15 protein-coding genes and 1 pseudogene are annotated in these 18,038 nt (G+C 70.7%); 4 read left to right on the forward strand and 12 right to left on the reverse strand.

Annotated features, from left to right (window positions below; genetic code table 11):
* Positions 1-222: 222 nt before the first annotated feature.
* Entirely contained in the window at positions 223-2,700 is a 2,478-nt protein-coding gene (locus tag ACTOQ2_RS33945) for a protein kinase domain-containing protein (protein WP_440104903.1), read from the reverse strand.
* Between the two features lie 275 nt (positions 2,701-2,975).
* Between ACTOQ2_RS33945 and ACTOQ2_RS33950 the strand changes: the two genes are divergently transcribed.
* A complete protein-coding gene (locus ACTOQ2_RS33950) occupies positions 2,976-4,526 on the forward strand; it encodes an RNA polymerase sigma factor (RefSeq protein ID WP_440104904.1) in 1,551 nt (516 codons plus the stop codon).
* 639 nt (positions 4,527-5,165) lie between these two features.
* Positions 5,166-5,948 carry a class I SAM-dependent methyltransferase gene (locus ACTOQ2_RS33955; protein WP_440104905.1) on the forward strand — a complete coding sequence of 261 codons (783 nt, stop codon included), beginning with the start codon at positions 5,166-5,168 and terminating at the stop codon, positions 5,946-5,948.
* A gap of 128 nt (positions 5,949-6,076) precedes the next feature.
* Here ACTOQ2_RS33955 and ACTOQ2_RS33960 read toward each other — a convergent pair whose 3' ends face one another.
* The 3 genes from ACTOQ2_RS33960 to ACTOQ2_RS33970 form a co-directional block, all read right to left on the reverse strand.
* Entirely contained in the window at positions 6,077-7,294 is a 1,218-nt protein-coding gene (locus ACTOQ2_RS33960; protein WP_440072565.1) for an NADP-dependent isocitrate dehydrogenase, read from the reverse strand.
* Between the two features lie 116 nt (positions 7,295-7,410).
* Complete coding sequence (locus ACTOQ2_RS33965) at positions 7,411-7,698, reverse strand: hypothetical protein (protein ID WP_440104906.1); 288 nt, start codon at positions 7,696-7,698, stop codon at positions 7,411-7,413.
* Between the two features lie 34 nt (positions 7,699-7,732).
* Positions 7,733-8,854 (reverse strand): citrate/2-methylcitrate synthase, encoded by a 1,122-nt coding sequence (locus ACTOQ2_RS33970; RefSeq protein ID WP_440072563.1) that lies wholly within the window; start codon positions 8,852-8,854, stop codon positions 7,733-7,735.
* A gap of 181 nt (positions 8,855-9,035) precedes the next feature.
* On the opposite strand from ACTOQ2_RS33970, the gene ACTOQ2_RS33975 reads away from it, so the two are divergent.
* Positions 9,036-9,692: an FHA domain-containing protein gene (locus ACTOQ2_RS33975; protein WP_344749230.1), complete on the forward strand. Its 657-nt coding sequence runs from the start codon at positions 9,036-9,038 to the stop codon at positions 9,690-9,692.
* 26 nt (positions 9,693-9,718) lie between these two features.
* Here the strand turns inward: ACTOQ2_RS33975 and ACTOQ2_RS33980 are convergent, their stop codons facing one another.
* From ACTOQ2_RS33980 to purN, 4 genes are all read right to left on the reverse strand, one after another.
* Positions 9,719-10,579, reverse strand: a complete 861-nt coding sequence (locus ACTOQ2_RS33980; protein WP_440104907.1) for a bifunctional methylenetetrahydrofolate dehydrogenase/methenyltetrahydrofolate cyclohydrolase — start codon at positions 10,577-10,579, stop codon at positions 9,719-9,721.
* Positions 10,580-10,637: 58 nt separating this feature from the next.
* On the reverse strand, positions 10,638-10,820 hold the full coding sequence (locus ACTOQ2_RS33985; protein WP_362678706.1) for a hypothetical protein: 183 nt from the start codon (positions 10,818-10,820) through the stop codon (positions 10,638-10,640).
* A 150-nt stretch (positions 10,821-10,970) separates the two neighbouring features.
* The gene (gene purH / locus ACTOQ2_RS33990; protein ID WP_440072561.1) at positions 10,971-12,515 is read right to left on the reverse strand and encodes a bifunctional phosphoribosylaminoimidazolecarboxamide formyltransferase/IMP cyclohydrolase; all 1,545 of its coding nucleotides are present in this window, start codon (positions 12,513-12,515) and stop codon (positions 10,971-10,973) included.
* A gap of 46 nt (positions 12,516-12,561) precedes the next feature.
* A complete protein-coding gene (gene purN / locus ACTOQ2_RS33995) occupies positions 12,562-13,182 on the reverse strand; it encodes a phosphoribosylglycinamide formyltransferase (RefSeq protein WP_440104908.1) in 621 nt (206 codons plus the stop codon).
* Between the two features lie 79 nt (positions 13,183-13,261).
* Between purN and ACTOQ2_RS34000 the strand changes: the two genes are divergently transcribed.
* Positions 13,262-13,672: a hypothetical protein gene (locus ACTOQ2_RS34000; protein ID WP_440072559.1), complete on the forward strand. Its 411-nt coding sequence runs from the start codon at positions 13,262-13,264 to the stop codon at positions 13,670-13,672.
* Positions 13,673-13,890: 218 nt separating this feature from the next.
* Here the strand turns inward: ACTOQ2_RS34000 and ACTOQ2_RS34005 are convergent, their stop codons facing one another.
* The 4 genes and pseudogenes from ACTOQ2_RS34005 to ACTOQ2_RS34020 form a co-directional block, all read right to left on the reverse strand.
* Positions 13,891-15,306 carry a hypothetical protein gene (locus ACTOQ2_RS34005; RefSeq protein ID WP_440104910.1) on the reverse strand — a complete coding sequence of 472 codons (1,416 nt, stop codon included), beginning with the start codon at positions 15,304-15,306 and terminating at the stop codon, positions 13,891-13,893.
* Positions 15,293-15,811 carry a SigE family RNA polymerase sigma factor gene (locus ACTOQ2_RS34010; protein WP_440104911.1) on the reverse strand — a complete coding sequence of 173 codons (519 nt, stop codon included), beginning with the start codon at positions 15,809-15,811 and terminating at the stop codon, positions 15,293-15,295. Before ACTOQ2_RS34010 ends, ACTOQ2_RS34005 begins: the two co-directional genes overlap by 14 nt.
* A 210-nt stretch (positions 15,812-16,021) precedes the next feature.
* Positions 16,022-17,683 carry a cell division protein PerM gene (locus tag ACTOQ2_RS34015; RefSeq protein ID WP_440104912.1) on the reverse strand — a complete coding sequence of 554 codons (1,662 nt, stop codon included), beginning with the start codon at positions 17,681-17,683 and terminating at the stop codon, positions 16,022-16,024.
* A gap of 256 nt (positions 17,684-17,939) precedes the next feature.
* A pseudogene (locus ACTOQ2_RS34020) lies at positions 17,940-18,038 on the reverse strand (succinate--CoA ligase subunit alpha); the annotation flags it as partial.

The following is an 18,038-nucleotide window of genomic DNA, read 5'->3' on the forward strand; positions in this document are numbered from 1 at the left end:
CCCACTCGAAGGATGAATTGTGACGCTCGGATGCTACCCGTCCACGGTGGACGACCGTCCGGCGAGTGCCCCGATCCACGCTCCGGGCGGCGGGACCGGCAGTCGGCCGGCAGTCGGCCGGCAGGGCGAGCAGGACGAACGCCCCGCGACGGCGAGGCACGGCCCTGACACCGGCCCCGTGCCAGGATCCCGGCGGAGGTCTCCGCGGAGGCCCTGGCACGGTCAGGTGCAGGCGGCCATGGTGGGGGCGTCGTTCTCCCGCCCCGGGAACTCGACCCTGGAGAAGTGCTTGTCGAGCAGCGTGCGGATCGTGCCGCTCCGGTAGAGGTCGGCGATCGCCCCCTTGACGGCCTCGCAGGTGCGCACGTCGCCCCTCTTGAGGGCCACCGCGTAGCGCTCGTCGGTGAGCTTCAGGCCGAGCAGCTTGTAGCGGATGCTCTCCCGGTTGGCGAAACCGGCCAGCAGCAGGTCGTCGCCCGGGATCGCGTCGACCTCGCCGGCCTGCAGCATGTTGACGCACTCGGAGTATGTCTCGGCGGCGACCAGCCTGAGCTGTTCGACCGCGCCCTGCAGGACGGCCACGGCCGCGCTGGAGGCAGGCTGGCACATCCGGCCGCCCTCCAGGCCTTTCAGGTCCACGATCGGCGAACCGTCCTTGACGAGGGCGTCGACGTGGGCGAGGTAGTACGGTCCGGCGAAGGTGACGTCGTCGGTGTCGTTGATCGAGTACGTCGCCAGGACGAGGTCGACGTCTCCGTCCGCCAGCAGTTTCGGCCGTTCGGGGCGGCCGGTGCCCCGGAAGGTGACACCGCTCGCCGGCACTCCCAGCGCCTTGGCGATCTCCAGGGCGAGATCGATCTCGAAGCCGCTCCACCTGCTCTGGTTCTGCAGGGCGATACCGGGCAGGAAGTCGCGCACGCCGACGACGAGCCTGCCCGTTTTGGCGGCCTTGTCCACCACGGAGGTGAACGCGGTGGGGACGGGTTCCCCCGGCCCGCTCTCCGGGTCGGCCCCCGGCCACCAGCGGACCGCGGCGGCCCCGCCGGCGATCAGCAGCAGCACGGCCACGGCGGCGGCGATCCAGCGCCCCCCGCGCGGGCGCGGCGGCGTTTCCGGGGCCCCGACGAGGGTCGTGGACGCCTGCCAGCTGGGCGGCGGCACCTCGCCCCCGTGCTCCGCGTACCCCGTGCCGTCGCCGTACGCGGGAGGCGGAGGGTGGTCCCAGTAGTCCGGCGACGACGGGTGGCCGCGATGCACCGGTGAGCGGCGATCCGGAGAGAGGTGATCCGGTGGACTCTGCCGCGGGAGGCGACGCTCCTCAGGGCGCGACTCGGGAAAGCGCTGGTCCGGGAAACGCTGGTCGGGGAAGCGCTGGCCGGGGAAGGACGGATGCTCCGCGGGAGGAGGGGCGGGGGTGTGCGACGGCCCGCCATGGGCGGCGGGTGCGCGACGCTCGCCCTGGCCCGGCCCGGTCTCCCGATGAACCCCCTGACCGCTCCGGCCGCTCTGATCGCCGTGCCCGGGGTGGGAGCCCTGGTCGTGGACGGGGTGGGGGTGCTGGTCGTGGACGGGGTGGAAGCCCTGGTCGTGCCCGGGGTGGGAGTCCTGGCCGCGCCCGGGGTGGGAGCCCTGGTCGTGGACGGGGTGCCGGGCCTGGAATCCCGTGGACGGGAGGGGCAGCTCGCCCGAGACGCCGCCCGTCCGGGGCTTCGGGGTGCGCATGGGACTGGTGGCGTCGTTGTCGCGGCCCTGATCGCCGTCGTCGGCGTGTCCCCGGTCACGGCCCTGCTCACGGCCCTGCTCACGGGATCGGGATTCGTCGCGGGGCGGCTCGGGGACGGCGACCTTGGCGCCCTGGGTGAGGATCGCGGGCGAGGCGTTCACCGTCTCCGGGTGGCCGAGCAGCCGGAGCAGGAGCTGGTCGGCCGAGGGACGCGTGGCGGGCGACTTGGCCAGCGCCGAGCCGACCACGCCGCGCAACGGCTCCGGCAGCGTGCCGAGCTCGACCTCGTGGTTGAGGATGCGGTTGAGCACCACGGCGATCGAGCTTCCGGCGAAGATCGTCTCGCCGGTCGCGGCGAACGCGATGGTCGCCCCCCAGGCGAAGACGTCGGTGTGCGGTCCGACCTCGGAGCCGGAGATCTGCTCCGGCGCCATGTACGCGGGGGTGCCGATGGCCCGGCTGGTGATCGTGCCGGTGGAGTCGAGGATGCGGGCGATGCCGAAGTCGACGACCCTCGGGCCGTCGGCCGCGATGAGCACGTTGTCCGGCTTGAAGTCGCGATGCACGATCGAGGCGTGGTGGATCGCGGTGAGCGCGGTGGCCGTGCCGATCGCCAGCCGCTGCAGCGGGGCGCCCTTGAGGGGGCCGTCGGTCTCCACGACCTCGCGCAGCGACCTGCCCTCGATGTACTCGCTCGCGATGTAGGGGGTGTCGCCTTCGAGGTCGGCGTCCATCACGCCCGCCGTGCAGAACGAGGCGACCCGCTGGGCCGCCCTCGCCTCCCTGGCGAACCGGGACCTGGCGACGGCGTCGCCGGAGAACTTCACGTGCAGCAGCTTGATCGCCGCCCGCTCCCCCGCGGCGTTGATCCCCAGGTAGACGATGCCCTGCCCGCCCTCGCCGACCCGCCCGACGACGCGGAACGGCCCGAGCTGGCGCGGCTCTCCCGCTTCCAGTGGCGCGATCTCCGGCATCATCGTCCCCACGGTCTCGTAATCTTCGACGTGGCAAACTTTACGGCGCCATGACCCGCCCTCTCCCCCTGTTATCCCGACGTGACCTCACATCTCTCATGACAACGACCCGCCTCCCGCCCGTATCGCGATGAGAAACGGCAGACGCTCTCACCCCCCAATCTCCGACATTCACCCCAATCTGGCGCTCCAGCCGCTTAGATCGCTACCGTTGTACGTCCCTCAGGCAAGCCGGAGCTAAAACTTCCATGCGCCGATATATCGGTTATCGCGAGTTCGTGCAGCGCGATCAGCGTTCCCTCGTCGGCACCGCCCTTCTCCTCACCGGCAGCCACGAGCAGGCCATCCGCCTCACCCTGCGCTCCTTCCACACCGTCGCCCTCTCCTGGCCGCCACCGCTGTGGGAGAACCCCACCACGCACGCCCAGATCGCGCTCTACCGCCGCTTCCTCCAGCGGCCGAGCGCCGCCGGCCCGACGGCCCTGGTACGGATCCCGCCCCGGCAGCGGCTCCTCGTGGTCGCCTGCCTGCACGACGGCAGGTCCCGCGCGGAGATGGCCTCCCTTCTCGGGCTCCCGGAGGAGACCGTGAAGTCGGAGATCGCCGAGGCGGTCGACACCCTCACCAAGGGCAGCGAGAGCCGTCTGGTCACCAGGATGGCCACGGCCGCGGGTGAGGCCTCGGTCCCCGATCTCACCGTCCGGTCCATGCGCACGCTCAGGCGGCGTCGCGCCAGAGGTGCCCTCCTGGCCGTGGCGGCGGCGCTCGTGCCGGTCGGCCTGATCGCCGCCTTCGTTGTTTCCCAGCAGGGCGAGGTGTGGAACTCGGCGCTGGGCGAGCGCAGCCGGCCGCACGCGGCCGAGGCCCAGGAGCCCGTACGAGCGGTCTCCAGCCCGGAACCGGGCGGCTCGGGGCCGGGCGGCGAGGAACCCGGCGCCGTCCCGGCACCGTGGCAGGCCCCGCGGACATCCTCGGTGATCCGCTACGCGGTCCCCGGGCCGTGTCCCGACGCCCCCGTCGGGACACCTCCCGCGCGCGCCGGAGACGTCACCTGCGCGGGCTGGACGCTGACGATGGTCTCCGGCGGCCCCGAGCGCCCCGCTCCCGGCCTCGCCGGGTGCGAGGGCCGCGAACCCTGCGAGGCGACACTGCGCGTCCCCGACGCCGCCCAGCGCCTCGCGCACGGCGATGGGAGGGAGCGCCCGCGGCTCGCCCCCGCCATCAGCCGCGACGGGCGCCGCATCGCCTACCTGAGCGCGGCAGAGCGACGGTACGTGGCCCACGACCTCGGCAGCGGCGTGAAGCGCTACCTGTCACCGGTCCTCGCCCCCGCCGACACCGAGAACGGCACGCTGGTGAGCGTCTCCGCCAACGGCCGCCACTTCACCGTCGCCCTCGGCGAGCGGCGGCTGCGGACCGACTTCACGACCGGCGCCCTGACATCTGTGCCCGCAGGACAGATGCCTCCGGCGCAGCGGATCGCCACCTGGCTCCAGAAGAGGTATGGGACCTGGTCCGACTCTCCCGGCGGACGGCACTCCGCCGCGGTCGTCGCCGGGAAGGGCGAGGACCTCCACAGCCTCCACGTCATCGACGCCGCGTCGCGACGGGTCTTCAGGCGGCTCCCGCTCCCCGAGACGAGGCGGCCCGCCACGGCCGAGGTCGTGAGCTGGCTGAACAACCGCGAGGTGGTCGTGCGGATGAACGCCAGGGCCGGGGGCGGCCTTCTCGGCTTCTACCGGGTGGACGCCGTCACTGGGCGGTCGCACCGCGTGCCCGGCCTCCCGGCGGACGCCCCCCTCGTCCTGGGGGCCGTGGCGGCACCGTGACCGGCCGCCCGGCGCCGTGACGACGACCCCGAAGCGGGCCGGCCGCGGCCGGTCCGGTCAGGGGCCTCCACCGGCGCGGTGGGGAACCGCTCGCCTTCCGCGCGAGCGAGATCGCACCGCGCCTCCCCACCTCCGGTCACCACCTATGGTCATCGGCCGGTCACCGGCTCTGATCATCGGCGGAATGTGCGGGGCGCCTCCCTTCCGCGGCTTTCCCGCGAGACATTCAATGGCGGATCGTCGGCGAATTGACGTCCGGAATCGCGTACCGTCGCCACGCATGTTCACACCGTGTCAGCTGGACGGGAGAAAGCGTTTGCGGGCGCGAGGTCTTCGGCTTTCCCCTGCCGCCCATTCCGCCCGTTCGCCCAGGTCACGAGCCCTTTCCGCGCCCGACGCATCCGCCGCACACATCTCATCACATGTCCTTACCTCCACTCTTGACACTCGAATCACAATATAGGCATACTTTCTTTTGGCGCGCCTGAAAATACATTTCAGGCGAAACCGCATTTCCGCTGTGAAGCGTTGACCTCTTGGGGAGGGGGAAAAATGCGCGACCTCATCTGGACTTAGGAGAACCTCCGCGGCGAGCTGGTGCTCCACAGTGTCAGCTCGCCGCGCGTCCGATGGACTTTCTTGCTGGTCGACGAATTCTGGACGGCGATGAACTCCGGTCACCCGTATCCCGAGGGCCCTCGCATCGGTGACGCGTTCGGCGAGCTCTATTTCAGGTCCGTCATGGGCGAGAGCGCCATGGAGATCTACGAGCGGGACGACGGGTATCTCATAGTCAGCGACGTCGCCAAATACGTCGCGCCCCCCGGCGACTGGCCTCAGGTGGAGCAGTGGGCGTTGGAAAGGGTGAGCGGGCGTATTCTCGACGTCGGCTGCGGCGCGGGCCGAGCGGCGGTGCCCTTGCAGGAGCGCGGCGAATTCGTCGTCGGCCTCGATATCTCCCCCGGTGCCGTCGAAGCGGCCCGCAAGCGCGGCGTACGGAGGCTTTTCAAGGGAACGGTGCGCGAACACGCGGCCGGATCGCCCCGCTACGACACGTTTCTCCTGCTCGGCGGCAATCTAGGGTTGCTGGAAAGCGCGGAAAAAGCCCCCGAGTTCCTCTCCGCCCTCAGCGCGATGTCAGCGCCCGGCGCCCGGATCATCGGGATAGGCACCGACCCCTACGGATCGACCAATCCGCTCGCGACGAGCTACAACGAGCGTAATCGGCGTCTTGGCCGCATGGCCGGCCAGCTTCGGGCCCGGATCAGATTCGAGGATCTGGCCACCCCCTGGTTCGACTACCTCAGGTGTTCCCTGGACGAACTGAACGAACTCCTGACCGGCAGCGACTGGCGGCTCGGCGACGTGAACACGGATTGGCATCCGCACTACTGCGTCGAACTTCATCTGCGACGGGCATGACGCCGAACATTCGAAAGCCCGTGGCCGCCGCGCATTCCTCCGTTCCACGCTCGCCGGAAGCCGTGACGGCCCGGAAAGAGGAAAAGGCCGCTACCCGGCACGGTGAGTGCGGGTAGCGGCCGTTTCGACTACAGGCTCATCTTCTTCTTCAGGTTCTCGTCCAGGGCCGCCAGGAAGTCCTGGGTGGTCAGCCACTTGGCGTCGCCGCCGACCAGCAGGGCGAGGTCCTTGGTCATCTGGCCGCCCTCGACGGTCTCGACGCAGACCTGCTCCAGCTTGTCGGCGAAGTCGATCAGCGCGGGGGTGTTGTCGAGCTTGCCGCGGTGCTGCAGGCCCCGGGTCCACGCGAAGATCGAGGCGATCGGGTTCGTGGAGGTGGGGTTGCCCTTCTGGTGCTCGCGGTAGTGGCGGGTCACCGTGCCGTGGGCGGCCTCGGCCTCGACGGTCCGGCCGTCGGGGGTGAGCAGGACCGAGGTCATCAGGCCGAGCGAGCCGAAGCCCTGCGCGACGGTGTCGGACTGGACGTCGCCGTCGTAGTTCTTGGCGGCCCAGACGTATCCGCCCTCCCACTTGAGCGCCGCGGCGACCATGTCGTCGATGAGACGGTGCTCGTAGGTGATCCCGGCGGCGTCGAAGTCGGCCTTGAACTCGGTCTCGAAGACCTCCGCGAAGATGTCCTTGAAGCGGCCGTCGTAGACCTTCATGATCGTGTTCTTCGTGGAGAGGTAGACCGGGTAGCCGCGCGACAGGCCGTACCGCATGGAGGAGCGGGCGAAGTCGCGGATCGATTCGTCCAGGTTGTACATCGCCATCGCGACGCCGGGGCCGGGGAAGTCGTAGACGTCGAGCTCGATCGGCTCCGAGCCGTCCTTGGGGGTGTAGGTGAGGGTGAGGCTGCCCTCGCCGGGGATCTTCAGGTCGGTGGCGCGGTACTGATCGCCGAACGCGTGACGGCCGATGATGATCGGCTTGGTCCAGCCGGGGACGAGCCTCGGCACGTTGGACATGATGATCGGCTCGCGGAAGATGACGCCGCCGAGGATGTTACGGATGGTCCCGTTCGGGGACTTCCACATCTTCTTGAGGCCGAACTCCTCCACCCGAGCCTCGTCAGGGGTGATCGTGGCGCACTTGACGCCGACACCGTACTGCTTGATCGCGTTCGCGGCGTCGATCGTCACCTGGTCGTCGGTGGCGTCGCGGTGCTCGATCCCGAGGTCGTAGTACTTCAGGTCGACGTCGAGGTAGGGAAGGATCAGCTGGTCCTTGATGAACTGCCAGATGATCCGGGTCATCTCGTCGCCGTCAAGCTCGACGACGGGGCCCTCTACCTTGATCTTGGGCATGCGTGTGGTTCCCCTTCTGAACTAAATTGGCCAGACAGTCCTTTTTGAGGCTCACTGGCCGTTGAGGCTATCGGACGTGGTCGACCACCTCGCGGCGCACCCGGTCATCCGACCCGTCACATCGGTATGTGGTCCTTGAACTCAAGGATGATCCCGGCCACCGCCAGCACGACGCCGAGACCTCCCAGCGTGACGACGTCGGTGGCCTTGCGGCGGACGGCGAGCCGCCCGCCCCCGGCCAGCCGGGCGAGCGCCCCCAACATCATGACGGCGCCCATGGCGATTCCGCCCCAGTAGGGCAGGCCAAGCATCACGGCGAGGACCAGCGCGACGAGCGCGCCGCCCACCACCAGGGGGTAGGCCCCCCAACGTTCCCTGTTCGCCTCGACCGCTCGCGCGTTCACCGGCCCACCACCCGCTCTCGCCCCTGACGTCGGCTCATCGCTCGGAGATCGGCTTCCACTTCTGGTCGCGCTCGCCGATGTACTCGCTGTCCGGGCGGATCAGCCGGTTGTCGGCGTGCTGCTCGATGACGTGTGCGGTCCATCCTGACATGCGGCTGACCGAGAAGACCGGAGTGAACAGATCCGTCGGGATGCCGAGATAGTGGTAGACGGTCGCCGCGTAGAAGTCGACGTTCGGGTAGAGGCCCTTCGTCTCGAAGACGACCTCCTCCATCTCCTTGGACATCCGGTAGTACGTGTCGTCGCCGGAGGCCTCGCCGAGTTCCTGCGACATCTTGCGCAGGTGCGTGGCGCGCGGGTCCTCGGTCTTGTAGACGCGGTGCCCGAAGCCCATGATCTTCTCGCCGGCGGCGAGCCTGTCCCGGACGGCCTGGGCCACCGAACCCGCGTCGAGCGACTCCAGGGTGCGCATGACCTGCTCGTTGGCACCGCCGTGCAGGGGGCCCTTGAGGGTGCCGATCGCCGCCACGACCGCCGAGTGCATGTCGGACAGGGTCGCGGCACAGACGCGGGCGGCGAACGTGGAGGCGTTCATCGTGTGGTCGGCGTGCAGGACCAGGCAGGCGTCGAAGATCTCGACCTCGCGCTCACCGGGGGTACGGCCGGTGATCTGGAGCAGGAAGTTCGCCGCCACGCTCAGCTCGGGGTCCGGATCGGGCACGGTGGCCCCGGTCCTGGCCGCGTGGTAGCGGGCCACGAGGATCGGCTGCTGCGCGGTCAGCCTGGCGGCCTTGCGCAGGTTCGCCTCGGGGGCGTTGGTGCCCTTGTCCGGATCGTCGCCCCCGGCCAGCGAGACCAGCGTGCGCAGCGCCTCCATGGGGGCCTGCTTCTCCGCGATCTCCTGGATGTTGGCCTCGGCGAGCGTGCCGAGCGTGCGCCCTCGGACCAGTTCCTCACCGTACGTCAGCAGTTGCTCTCGCGTGGGGAGGGTGCCGTACTGGAGCAGGTGGGCGGTCTCTTCGAAGGTGGTACGGCCGGCCAGATCGTGGATGTCGTAGCCACGATAGAAGAGGCGACCGGCCTGACCGTCGATGTCACTGAGCGCTGTGGACGCGGCTACGACATCGGCGAGACCTTTGGTGGGCTTGTCCGCCATGAGTGTTTCCTCCGCTTATCTGTGCCCGAAGTCTACCTGTGAGCAGCGGAAACCCCTCCGAGAGGTACAGACCAATTTCACGAAGGATTCTCCTTCTGGCAAAGGCGATTCCCCATCACCTCGTTTGGGTAAGCCGGAGCTGTAGGAATAGTTACGGCGGGCTACCTGGGGAGGAACTGCCGTGGAGGGGCCGTTCATACGCATCGAGGACACTGGCGAGGTGGTCCCGTTGCGCCCCGAGATCACGACGATCGGACGTGGCCGGGGAGTGGACATCCGGCTCACCGATCCGAGTGTTTCCCGGCTGCACGCGGAATTCGTCCGGCGCGGACCCTACCTGTACGTCGTTGACCTGGGCCTGTCCCGCAACGGCACTCGGGTCAACGGCCGGCCGATCGCCCGGAGGGTGCTTGACGACGGCGACGTGGTGTCCTTCGGCGCGGCACGAGGCAGGATCGGCGGAGTGCCTCGCGAGGACTTCGCACCGGAGGTCGAGCTCCGCCGCGCCGCGGCACCGGAGCTGACCAGGCGGGAGGTTGATGTCCTGACGTCGCTGTGCCGTCCGGCGCTGTCGGACGAGGCGTTCGTCGCACCGGCCACGGCCAGGGAGATAGCCGACGATCTGGTGGTGACGGAGGCGGCTGTCAAGCAGCATCTCCTGCGCCTTTACCAGAAGTTCCGCATCCCCGAGGGGACCAACCGGCGCACCAGGCTGGCGAACGAGGTCGTCGCCCTGGGGCTGGTCAGGCCCACCCCCGTGGTGCCACCGCAGCGCGCGGCCGGTTCCCCGGAGCCTCAGACGGCGTCGTCCACCACCGCCAACCGCAGGGCCTCGTAGAGGACCGCGGGCCCCCGCGAGCGGGATCAGCCCCGCTCGCGGGCGCGCCGCTCGGCGGCCTCGACCACGTTGGTGAGCAGCATGGCCCGGGTCATCGGGCCCACGCCGCCGGGGTTGGGGGTGAGGAAGCCCGCGACGTCCTCGACGCCCGGGGCCACGTCGCCGGCGATCTTCCCGTCGACCCGGGAGACGCCGACGTCGAGCACGGCGGCGCCCGGCTTCACCATGTCCGCGGTGATCAGGTGCGGCACCCCGGCCGCGGCGACGACGATGTCGGCGCGCCGGGTGTGGGCCGCGAGGTCCTGGGTGCCGGTATGGCAGAGGGTGACGGTGGCGTTCTCCGAGCGGCGGGTCAGCAGCAGGCCGAGCGAGCGGCCCACGGTGATGCCGCGGCCGACCACGACGACCTCGGCCCCCTTGATCGGCACCCCGTACGCCTGCAGGAGCGTGACGATGCCGTACGGCGTGCAGGGCAGCGGCGCGTCGACCATGTGGACCAGGCGGCCCAGGTTGACCGGGTGGAGGCCGTCGGCGTCCTTCGCCGGGTCCATCCGCTCGATCAGCGCCTGCGTGTCGAGGTGGCGGGGCAGCGGGAGCTGGACGATGTAGCCGGTGCACTCGGCGGAGGCGTCGAGCTCGTCGACGACCGCCTCGACGTCGGCCTGGGTGGCACTTTCCGGCAGGTCCCTGCGGATGGAGGAGATGCCCACCTCCGCGCAGTCGCGGTGCTTGCCGGCCACGTAGATCTGGCTGCCGGGATCACCGCCCACCAGGACGGTGCCGAGCCCGGGGACGACGCCCCGCTCCCTCAGCGCGGCCACCCGCGCCGTGAGGTCTGCCTTGATCTTCGCCGCCGTGGCCTTGCCGTCGAGAATCCGCGCGCTCATGCGGACAACCCTCTCACGGGATCGGCGGGAGCGACGGGTCCGCCGGAAGCAGCCAGGATCAGCCGCGCTCCGCCTCCCTCGCTTCCCTTCGCTCGATGATCCTGCGGGTGAAGGGAATCCACTCCATGGCCCGCCCGCTGAGGTAGGCCGCGCCGAGCGCGATGATGATCATCATCCAGGGGCTGATCCAGAAACCATGCATGATCACGAAGGCGTACAGGGCGTGGTCGAGCAGGGGCATAAGGGAGCTCCACGACTGGGACGAAAGGGATGCTTCAGACTAACCGCAGGTCAAACCTTTTTCACCCAGGGAGTCCTGTCTAATCCGCCACTTTCTTATCTCCCGTGTGCGGCCGCCACAGCCGTGCGGCGGCCGCACACCGGGAACGGGTCAGTGGAAGAAGTGACGGGTGCCGGTGAAGTAGAGGGTCACCCCGGCCGCCTCGGCCGCCGCGACGACCTCCTCGTCCCTGATCGAGCCGCCCGGCTCCACGATCGCCCTCACTCCCGCGTCGATGAGGATCTGCGGGCCGTCGGCGAAGGGGAAGAACGCGTCGGAGGCCGCCACGGCCCCTGAAGCGCGCTCGCCCGCCCGGGAGACCGCGAGCCGCGCCGAGTCGACCCGGTTGACCTGGCCCATGCCGACGCCCACGCTCGCGCCGTCCGAGGCCAGCAGGATCGCGTTGGACTTCACCGAGCGGCACGCCTTCCAGGCGAAGGCGAGGTCGGCGAGGACCTCGGCGGAGGCGGCGGGCCCGGCCTTCAGCTCCCAGGCGGACGGGTCGTCGCCCGGGGCGTCGACCCGGTCGGCGGTCTGCACCAGCAGGCCGCCGTCGATCCGGCGGAACTCCGCCGGGTTGGACGGCCCCGCGGGGCAGGACAGCAGTCGGATGTTCTTCTTGGCGGTGAGCACCTCCAGCGCCTCCTCCGTGAAGGAGGGGGCCACCACGACCTCGGTGAACACCTCGGCGATCTGCCGGGCCAGCTCCCCGGTCACCTCCGCGTTGACCGCGATCACGCCGCCGTACGCCGAGACGGGGTCGCAGGCGTGTGCCTTGCGGTGCGCCTCGGCGACGTCGGCGCCGACCGCGATGCCGCACGGGTTCTGGTGCTTGATGATCGCCACGGCGGGCCCGTCGAAGTCCCAGGCGGCCCGCCAGGCGGCGTCGGCGTCGAGGTAGTTGTTGTAGGACATCTCCTTGCCGTGCAGCTGCTCGGCGTTGGCCAGGCCGTCCTTCTGCCCCGAGTACAGGGCGGCGCCCTGGTGCGGGTTCTCGCCGTAGCGCAGCGGCGCCCGCAGCTCCCAGGCCGCGCCCATGTAACGCGGCCACGCGCCGTCCTCGGCGGCGTAGACGCTCGCGAACCAGGAGGCCACCGCGGTGTCGTACGAGGCGGTGTGGGCGTACGCGGCGGCGGCCAGGCGGCGGCGCTCGACGAGGGTGAAGCCGCCCGCGGCGACCGCGGCGAGCACGTCGCCGTAGGAGGCGGGGTCGACCACGACCGCGGCGGTGCCGTGGTTCTTGGCACCGGCCCGGATCATGGCGGGGCCGCCGATGTCGATCTGCTCCACGCACTCGGCGTCGGAGGCGCCGGAGGCCACGGTCTCCTGGAACGGGTAGAGGTTGACCACCACCAGCTCGAACGCTTCGATCTCCAGCTCTTCGAGCTGCTTGACGTGGGACGGGTTGCCGCTGTCGGCCAGCAGCCCGGCGTGCACGCGCGGGTGCAGCGTCTTGACCCGGCCGTCGAGGCACTCGGGGAAGCCGGTCAGCGACTCGACAGGAGTGACGGGGACGCCGAAGGAGGCGATCTTCGCGGCGGTGCCCCCCGTGGAGACGATCTCCACGCCCGCGGCGTCGAGCCCGCGGGCCAGTTCCTCCAGCCCGCTCTTGTCATACACCGCGATCAACGCGCGCCGGATGGCGATGCGGGTCACTTCGTGCTCCTCCTGGTTGGTTCCGGTTTTCTCCGAGGCGCCCGGCTCATCCACCGGGTCGTCCGAATCGGACAGTCCTGCCGGTCACGGTCCAGCCCTCGCGGGCCATCCGGCCGACGGTGTCGACGAGCAGGTGACGCTCGACGGTCTTGATGCGCTCGTGCAGGGCCGCCTCGTCGTCGCCGTCCAGCACGGGCACGGCCTCCTGGGCGATGATCGGCCCGGTGTCGACACCCGCGTCGGCGAGCATCACGGTGCAGCCGGTGACGCGCACGCCGTACGCGAGCGCGTCGCGGACGCCGTGCGCGCCGGGGAAGGAGGGCAGCAGGGCGGGGTGGGTGTTGAGGACCGGGAAGGCCTCCAGCGTCGGCGCGCCGAGGATCTTCATGAACCCCGCGCAGACCACGAGATCCGGCCGGTGCTCGGCGATGCGGGCGGCGAGCCTGTCGTCCCACTCCTCGCGGGTGGGGTGGTCGGCGAGCCTCTCCACGAATGTCGGCACCCCCGCGCGCTGCGCGCGCACCAGGCCCTCGACACCGGCGCGGTCGGCACCCACGGCCACGATCCGGGCACCGTAGGTTTCGTCTGCCACAGCGTCCAGCAGGGCCTGTAGGTTGGTTCCAGAACCGGACACGAGAACCACAAGCCGAACGGCCTGGGATGACACCGACGCACTCCATTCGGACGGGGACTCACGCCGCTGCAAGGGTATCGGCCTGTCCGTACGAACGATGCAAGGAGGTCAGGTGACACTACCGGTCGAGGTCCGGCCCGCTGAGAGCGCCGGTCGGAGGGCGCTGTGGCTCGCGGTCGCCGCGGCGGTGATGACGCTGGTGCTCCCCCTCGCGGGAATCGTCATGGCGATCTTCGCCCTCATCACCTCGATCCGCGCGATCCGGACGCTCCGCGCCATCCCCAAGCCGGCCGGCACCGCCGTGGTGGGCGTCGTGCTGTCGGCCGGGGCGTTGCTGATCTCGATCGCGGTGACGGCGCTGCAGTTCTACTTCGGTGACGAGCTGGCCGCCTACACCGAGTGCGGCAGGGGCGCGGGCACCATCGCGTCGCAGAACGAGTGCGTGGAGCAGCTCGAACGGGCCATGGAGCAGAAGATGCCCTTCCTCCAGCCGGGCCAGGTGCAGTTCCCCTTCCCGCCCTGAGCGATCTCTGAGTGGCCCCTGAGCGGCTTATGCGCGGCCTCTGCGCGGTTGTCGGCGGACGGGCACGGCCCGCACTCCCGGAAGAGCGCGGGCAGGTCCTGCCTCCCTGATCGGTCTTGATCGGTGCCCGTGGGGTCTACAGCCCGTGAGGCTTGTGGCCTGTGAGATCTACGGCCTCGTAAGAGCCGCGGCCTCGTAAGAGCCGCGGCCGGCGGGAGCTACGGCCTGTAGGACGGGGGCGGGACGCGGATCTTCGCGGCGATCCTGTCCAGTTCGCCGGCCAGGGCGGGATCGACCTTGACATGGACGGCGACCTCCGTGCTCTCGAAGAAGATCCCCCGGCGACCGTCCGGATCGGTGGTCCGTATGCCCATGAGCGGCATTTCCGTGCGTCCGGGCTCCCGCTTCTCCCCGCGCAGGATTTCGTCCACCCACTGGCTGCTGTGCAGGACCGCGCCGCGTACCACGGTGACCTCGACGTCGCGCGAGCCGTCCGACCAGCGTCCGGCCTTCGCGCTCCAGCCTTTGCCGAGCCGCGTCGTCTCCCCGGCGACCCGTCGCAGGCCGGGGGGCAGGTAGGCGACGGCGACGTGGTCGACCGCGTTACCCGGGCCGGAAGGCTTGCCGGAGGTGGACGGCGGCTCGGTGGGGACGAGGCCCTTCACGATCCTGTCCAGTGTGGTCGCGAGGCCCTCGTTCACCTCCACGACGTATCCGAGACCGGGCTTCTCCAGCCACAGGCGTAGCCGCGAGTACGAGGCGCCTCTGCCGCCCCCGTCCGCCCGGTACCCGGGTTTGCCCCGGACCTTCTCCGGGGTGGCGGTGTACAGGTTCTGGCGGACCCTGGCCCAGGTGAGCAACGTCTCCGGGTCCGCGGCGCTCAGCCCGCGCACCGCCAGGATCCGGACCGAGGCGCCGTCGTCCCCGCTCAATCGGATCTCGGTCCACCCGGTCTGGTCGACCACGGAGGAGAGGTCCGCCAGGTGCAGGCCGGGGGGAATGTAAGTGACACGCAGTCCCTGGAAGACTCCGCCGGTCGGATCCTTGGGGACGAGACCACCGGCGATCCTCCGCAGGGCGTCCCGGTGCAGGGCGCCCACCGTGACGCGCAGGACCAGGCCGGGCCGCTCCTCCCAGACCAGGTCGTCCCCCTCGGCCCGGGTGAACGCCCCGCGTCCGCGCACCTTCGCGACGAGGACTCCCGGCAGCGTCTCGGGCGTGCCCCTGATCCCGCCGAGCACGCGCTCGGCTCCCCCGAAGGCCGGGTCCCGGTAGACCGTGACGCGGACGAGGTCGTCCCCCGCCCCCCAGGTCGCGGCGGTGCCGCGCAGACCTCCGGCGTCGGCTCTCTCCAGTACGGGGGCGCCGAGACCCGCGGGCAGGTAACCGACCTTCACCCCGTCCACGCCCACCGCCTGGGTGGGAGAGGCGACGCCGCTCCGGTCCGTCACGGTCAGGTAGCCGGGTACGGCCGCCGCCAGCACGGCCGCGGCGACCATGGCCACCGCCGTCGTACGAGCCCTCCTCTCCCGTTTCGCGCCCTGTACGACCCGGTGGGCGAGGCCGGGAGGTGCGCCGAGCGCGGAGGTCTCCTCGACCATGGCCAGCCGGAGTTCGTGCTCAACGTTCGGCATGGGGAAACTCCTCCTCGTGAAGATCGGCGCCGATCAGGGCGCGCAAACGGGCCAGTCCCTTGGACGACTGGCTCTTGACCGCCCCGATCGAGCAGCGGAGGACCTCGGCGGTCTGGGCTTCGGTCAGATCCTCGAAGAAGCGCAGGACCAGTACGGCGCGCTGGTGGGGCGGCAGGCTCCGCAGACCGGCGATCAGGATTTGACGAAGCTCGACGCCGCTCAGGGAGTCGGGCGCCGGAGTGTCCGGGGGCGAGCCGGTCAGGAAGATCCGCAGGATCGCGCGACGGCGGGCACGGCTGATGGCGGTGTTGACGATGATGCGGCGCACGTAGGGTTCGGGGTCGCTTCCCGCGTGCAGGCGGCCCCAGCTACGGTAAGCCTTCTCCAGGGCGCTCTGCAGGACGTCCTCGGCCTCGTCGCGGGACCCGCAGGTGAGGTGGGCGATCCTGAACAGGCTCGCTCCCCGCGCCGCGACGAATTCGGTGAACCCCTCGTGACCGCTCACGCGACCGTCTTAGGTCTCATACCCGTCCATACGCCCGGCCCCGTGCGAAGGGTTTCCAGGCATGACCGGATTTCCGGCCACCGGATTTCCGGCCACGGTCCCAGGCGGTCACCGGTCCTGGGCGGCACGGTCCCAGGTGGCCCTGTCCCAAGTGGCCACGCTTCCCGGCCGCCACGACCTCAGGTGTGACGGAACACAGAGGCCCGGTTCTCAGTCGCGGTCCCAGGCGTAGGGGTCGACGTAGATGACGTGGCCGCCCTTGTCGTCGGTCTCGTCGACGATGTCGCGCCGGGGCGGGCGCGGCGGGTCGGGGCGGCGGGCCTTCTGCGAGCTCTCCGCCGCGGCCGAGGCGTGCTCGTCCTCCCAGTCGTCCCTGATGACCGGGATCGGCTGGGTGTCGCACTCCGTGGCGTCCAGCCAGTAGCCGGGGAGCTTCTGGAGCTCCTCCGGCTCGGCGAAGCCGACCTTGCCGGCCGCCGAGGCCGCCGCCTTGGCGATCTTGACGCCCGCCTTGCGCACCGGCGCGGTGGCCGTGCCGACCTTGGCCGCCGCCTTGGTGACGGCCGTGTTGTGTCCACGGAAGATCAGCCACCAGTTGGCCAGCCCGGCGGAGATCCCCGCCGCGACACCCACCTCCAGGGTCACCGAGAGCATCACCTCCCACCCCGCGGGGCCCAGCGCGGACAGCCGCGCGCCGCCGAGCGAGCCGCCGGAGAGCGCCGCGAGCAGGCCGGCCGTCGCCCCGGTCGCCAGCCCGCAGACGAACCCCCACAGCGGCGCCCCCTCGTACGAGGGGGAGGGCGAGATCCGGACGACCAGGATGCCCGCCACGGCCCCGGCCACGAACGGCACCGCGATCACGATCATCACCCAGGCCGGGGTCGGGCCCGCCTCGGGCAGCGCGCCCAGGATCGGCAGGCTCGGCACCGTACCCAGTTGCACGCCCGTCGGCGCGACCAGCGTGCCGGTGCCGACCGCGAAACCGGGACCCGCGATGTAGGCCAGCCCCCAGATGACGGCGTTGAGCAGGTAGAGCCCCTGGACCAGCAGGAGCAGCATCCCGCCGACGAACCCCGGTGCCAGGATCCCGGACAGCTCCTGGACCTGCCCGAAGTTGACCACGACGGCCCCGAGCACCATGACGGCACCCGCCATGAGCATGATCGCCAGTGCGGCGGACGTCCCGACCACGACCGAGCGCAGCCGTTCGGGCAGCAGGCGCAGCATCGACCGCCAGGGCCCGATCGTCCTGGCGACGGCCACTGAGCCCGCGATGAAGGCCAGCGCCAGATGGCTGACCAGCACGTCGCCGAGGAAGGGCTGGGTGATCTCGTTCCTGGTGACCAGCGCGATCAGCCCGGCCAGCAGCGCGTACGGCGCCGCCAGCGAGATGCCCGCCTGCGCGATCAGGACCAGCTGCGCCCTGCGGCGGGCGTTGGACACCTCCCTCGGGGTGTTCTTGGGCAGCCGGGCGGGCAGCCGGAGCCGCAGGTCCGCGTCGCGGGCCATCCACATCCCGGCGCGGTACAGCAGGAAGGCGGGCAGGACCGTCAGCCCGAGCGGGAGCAGCCCCACCGAGCCGCCGGGTATCGCGAAGCCCGCGTGGTGCGCGGCCAGCCAGAGCTGCGACGCGGTGCGGAACACCGCGGGCAGGCCCGCGCCGAGCGCACCGCGGGGAGCGGCGATCCAGCCGACCAGGGTGAGCGTGGTGAGCACCGCCAGCCCCACGCCGAGGGTCCACGCGGCGGCGAGCATCCCGGAGACGGGAAGCGGCCTGCGGACGTCATCGTCGTCACCCGTGAGGCCGGGCAGGGGGATACGGCTGAGGACGTTGCGGGGAGCCGTCCGTAGCTGATCGAAAAGGGCCGTCACAGTAGTCGATGGTCTCAGGATCTTCGGTGCGGAAGGGACTCCCGCGCCCGCGTGTCGCGCACCGTGTGACAGGAGTCCCCTGTGGTATCCGGGCCGCGCCGGCACGGGAACCGCTTGCGTCCCCTCCCCGGAGAGGGATGCGCGACAATCAGACGATCACCGGTGGGAAACCGCGGCGGCGCGTCACCCCGGAGCATGCTCCGGAGTGACGCGCCGCGTTCGCCCGTTCCCGGGGCCATGGCCCCGGGGCCGTGCGCTAGAGCGACTTCACGACCTCGCGCATCAGGCGGGCGGTCTCGCTCGGGGTCCTGCCGACGCGGACGCCGACCTTCTCCAGGGCGTCCTTCTTGGCCTG

The sequence above is a fragment of the Streptosporangium sp. H16 genome, from assembly GCF_051918855.1.
Taxonomy (GTDB): domain Bacteria; phylum Actinomycetota; class Actinomycetes; order Streptosporangiales; family Streptosporangiaceae; genus Streptosporangium.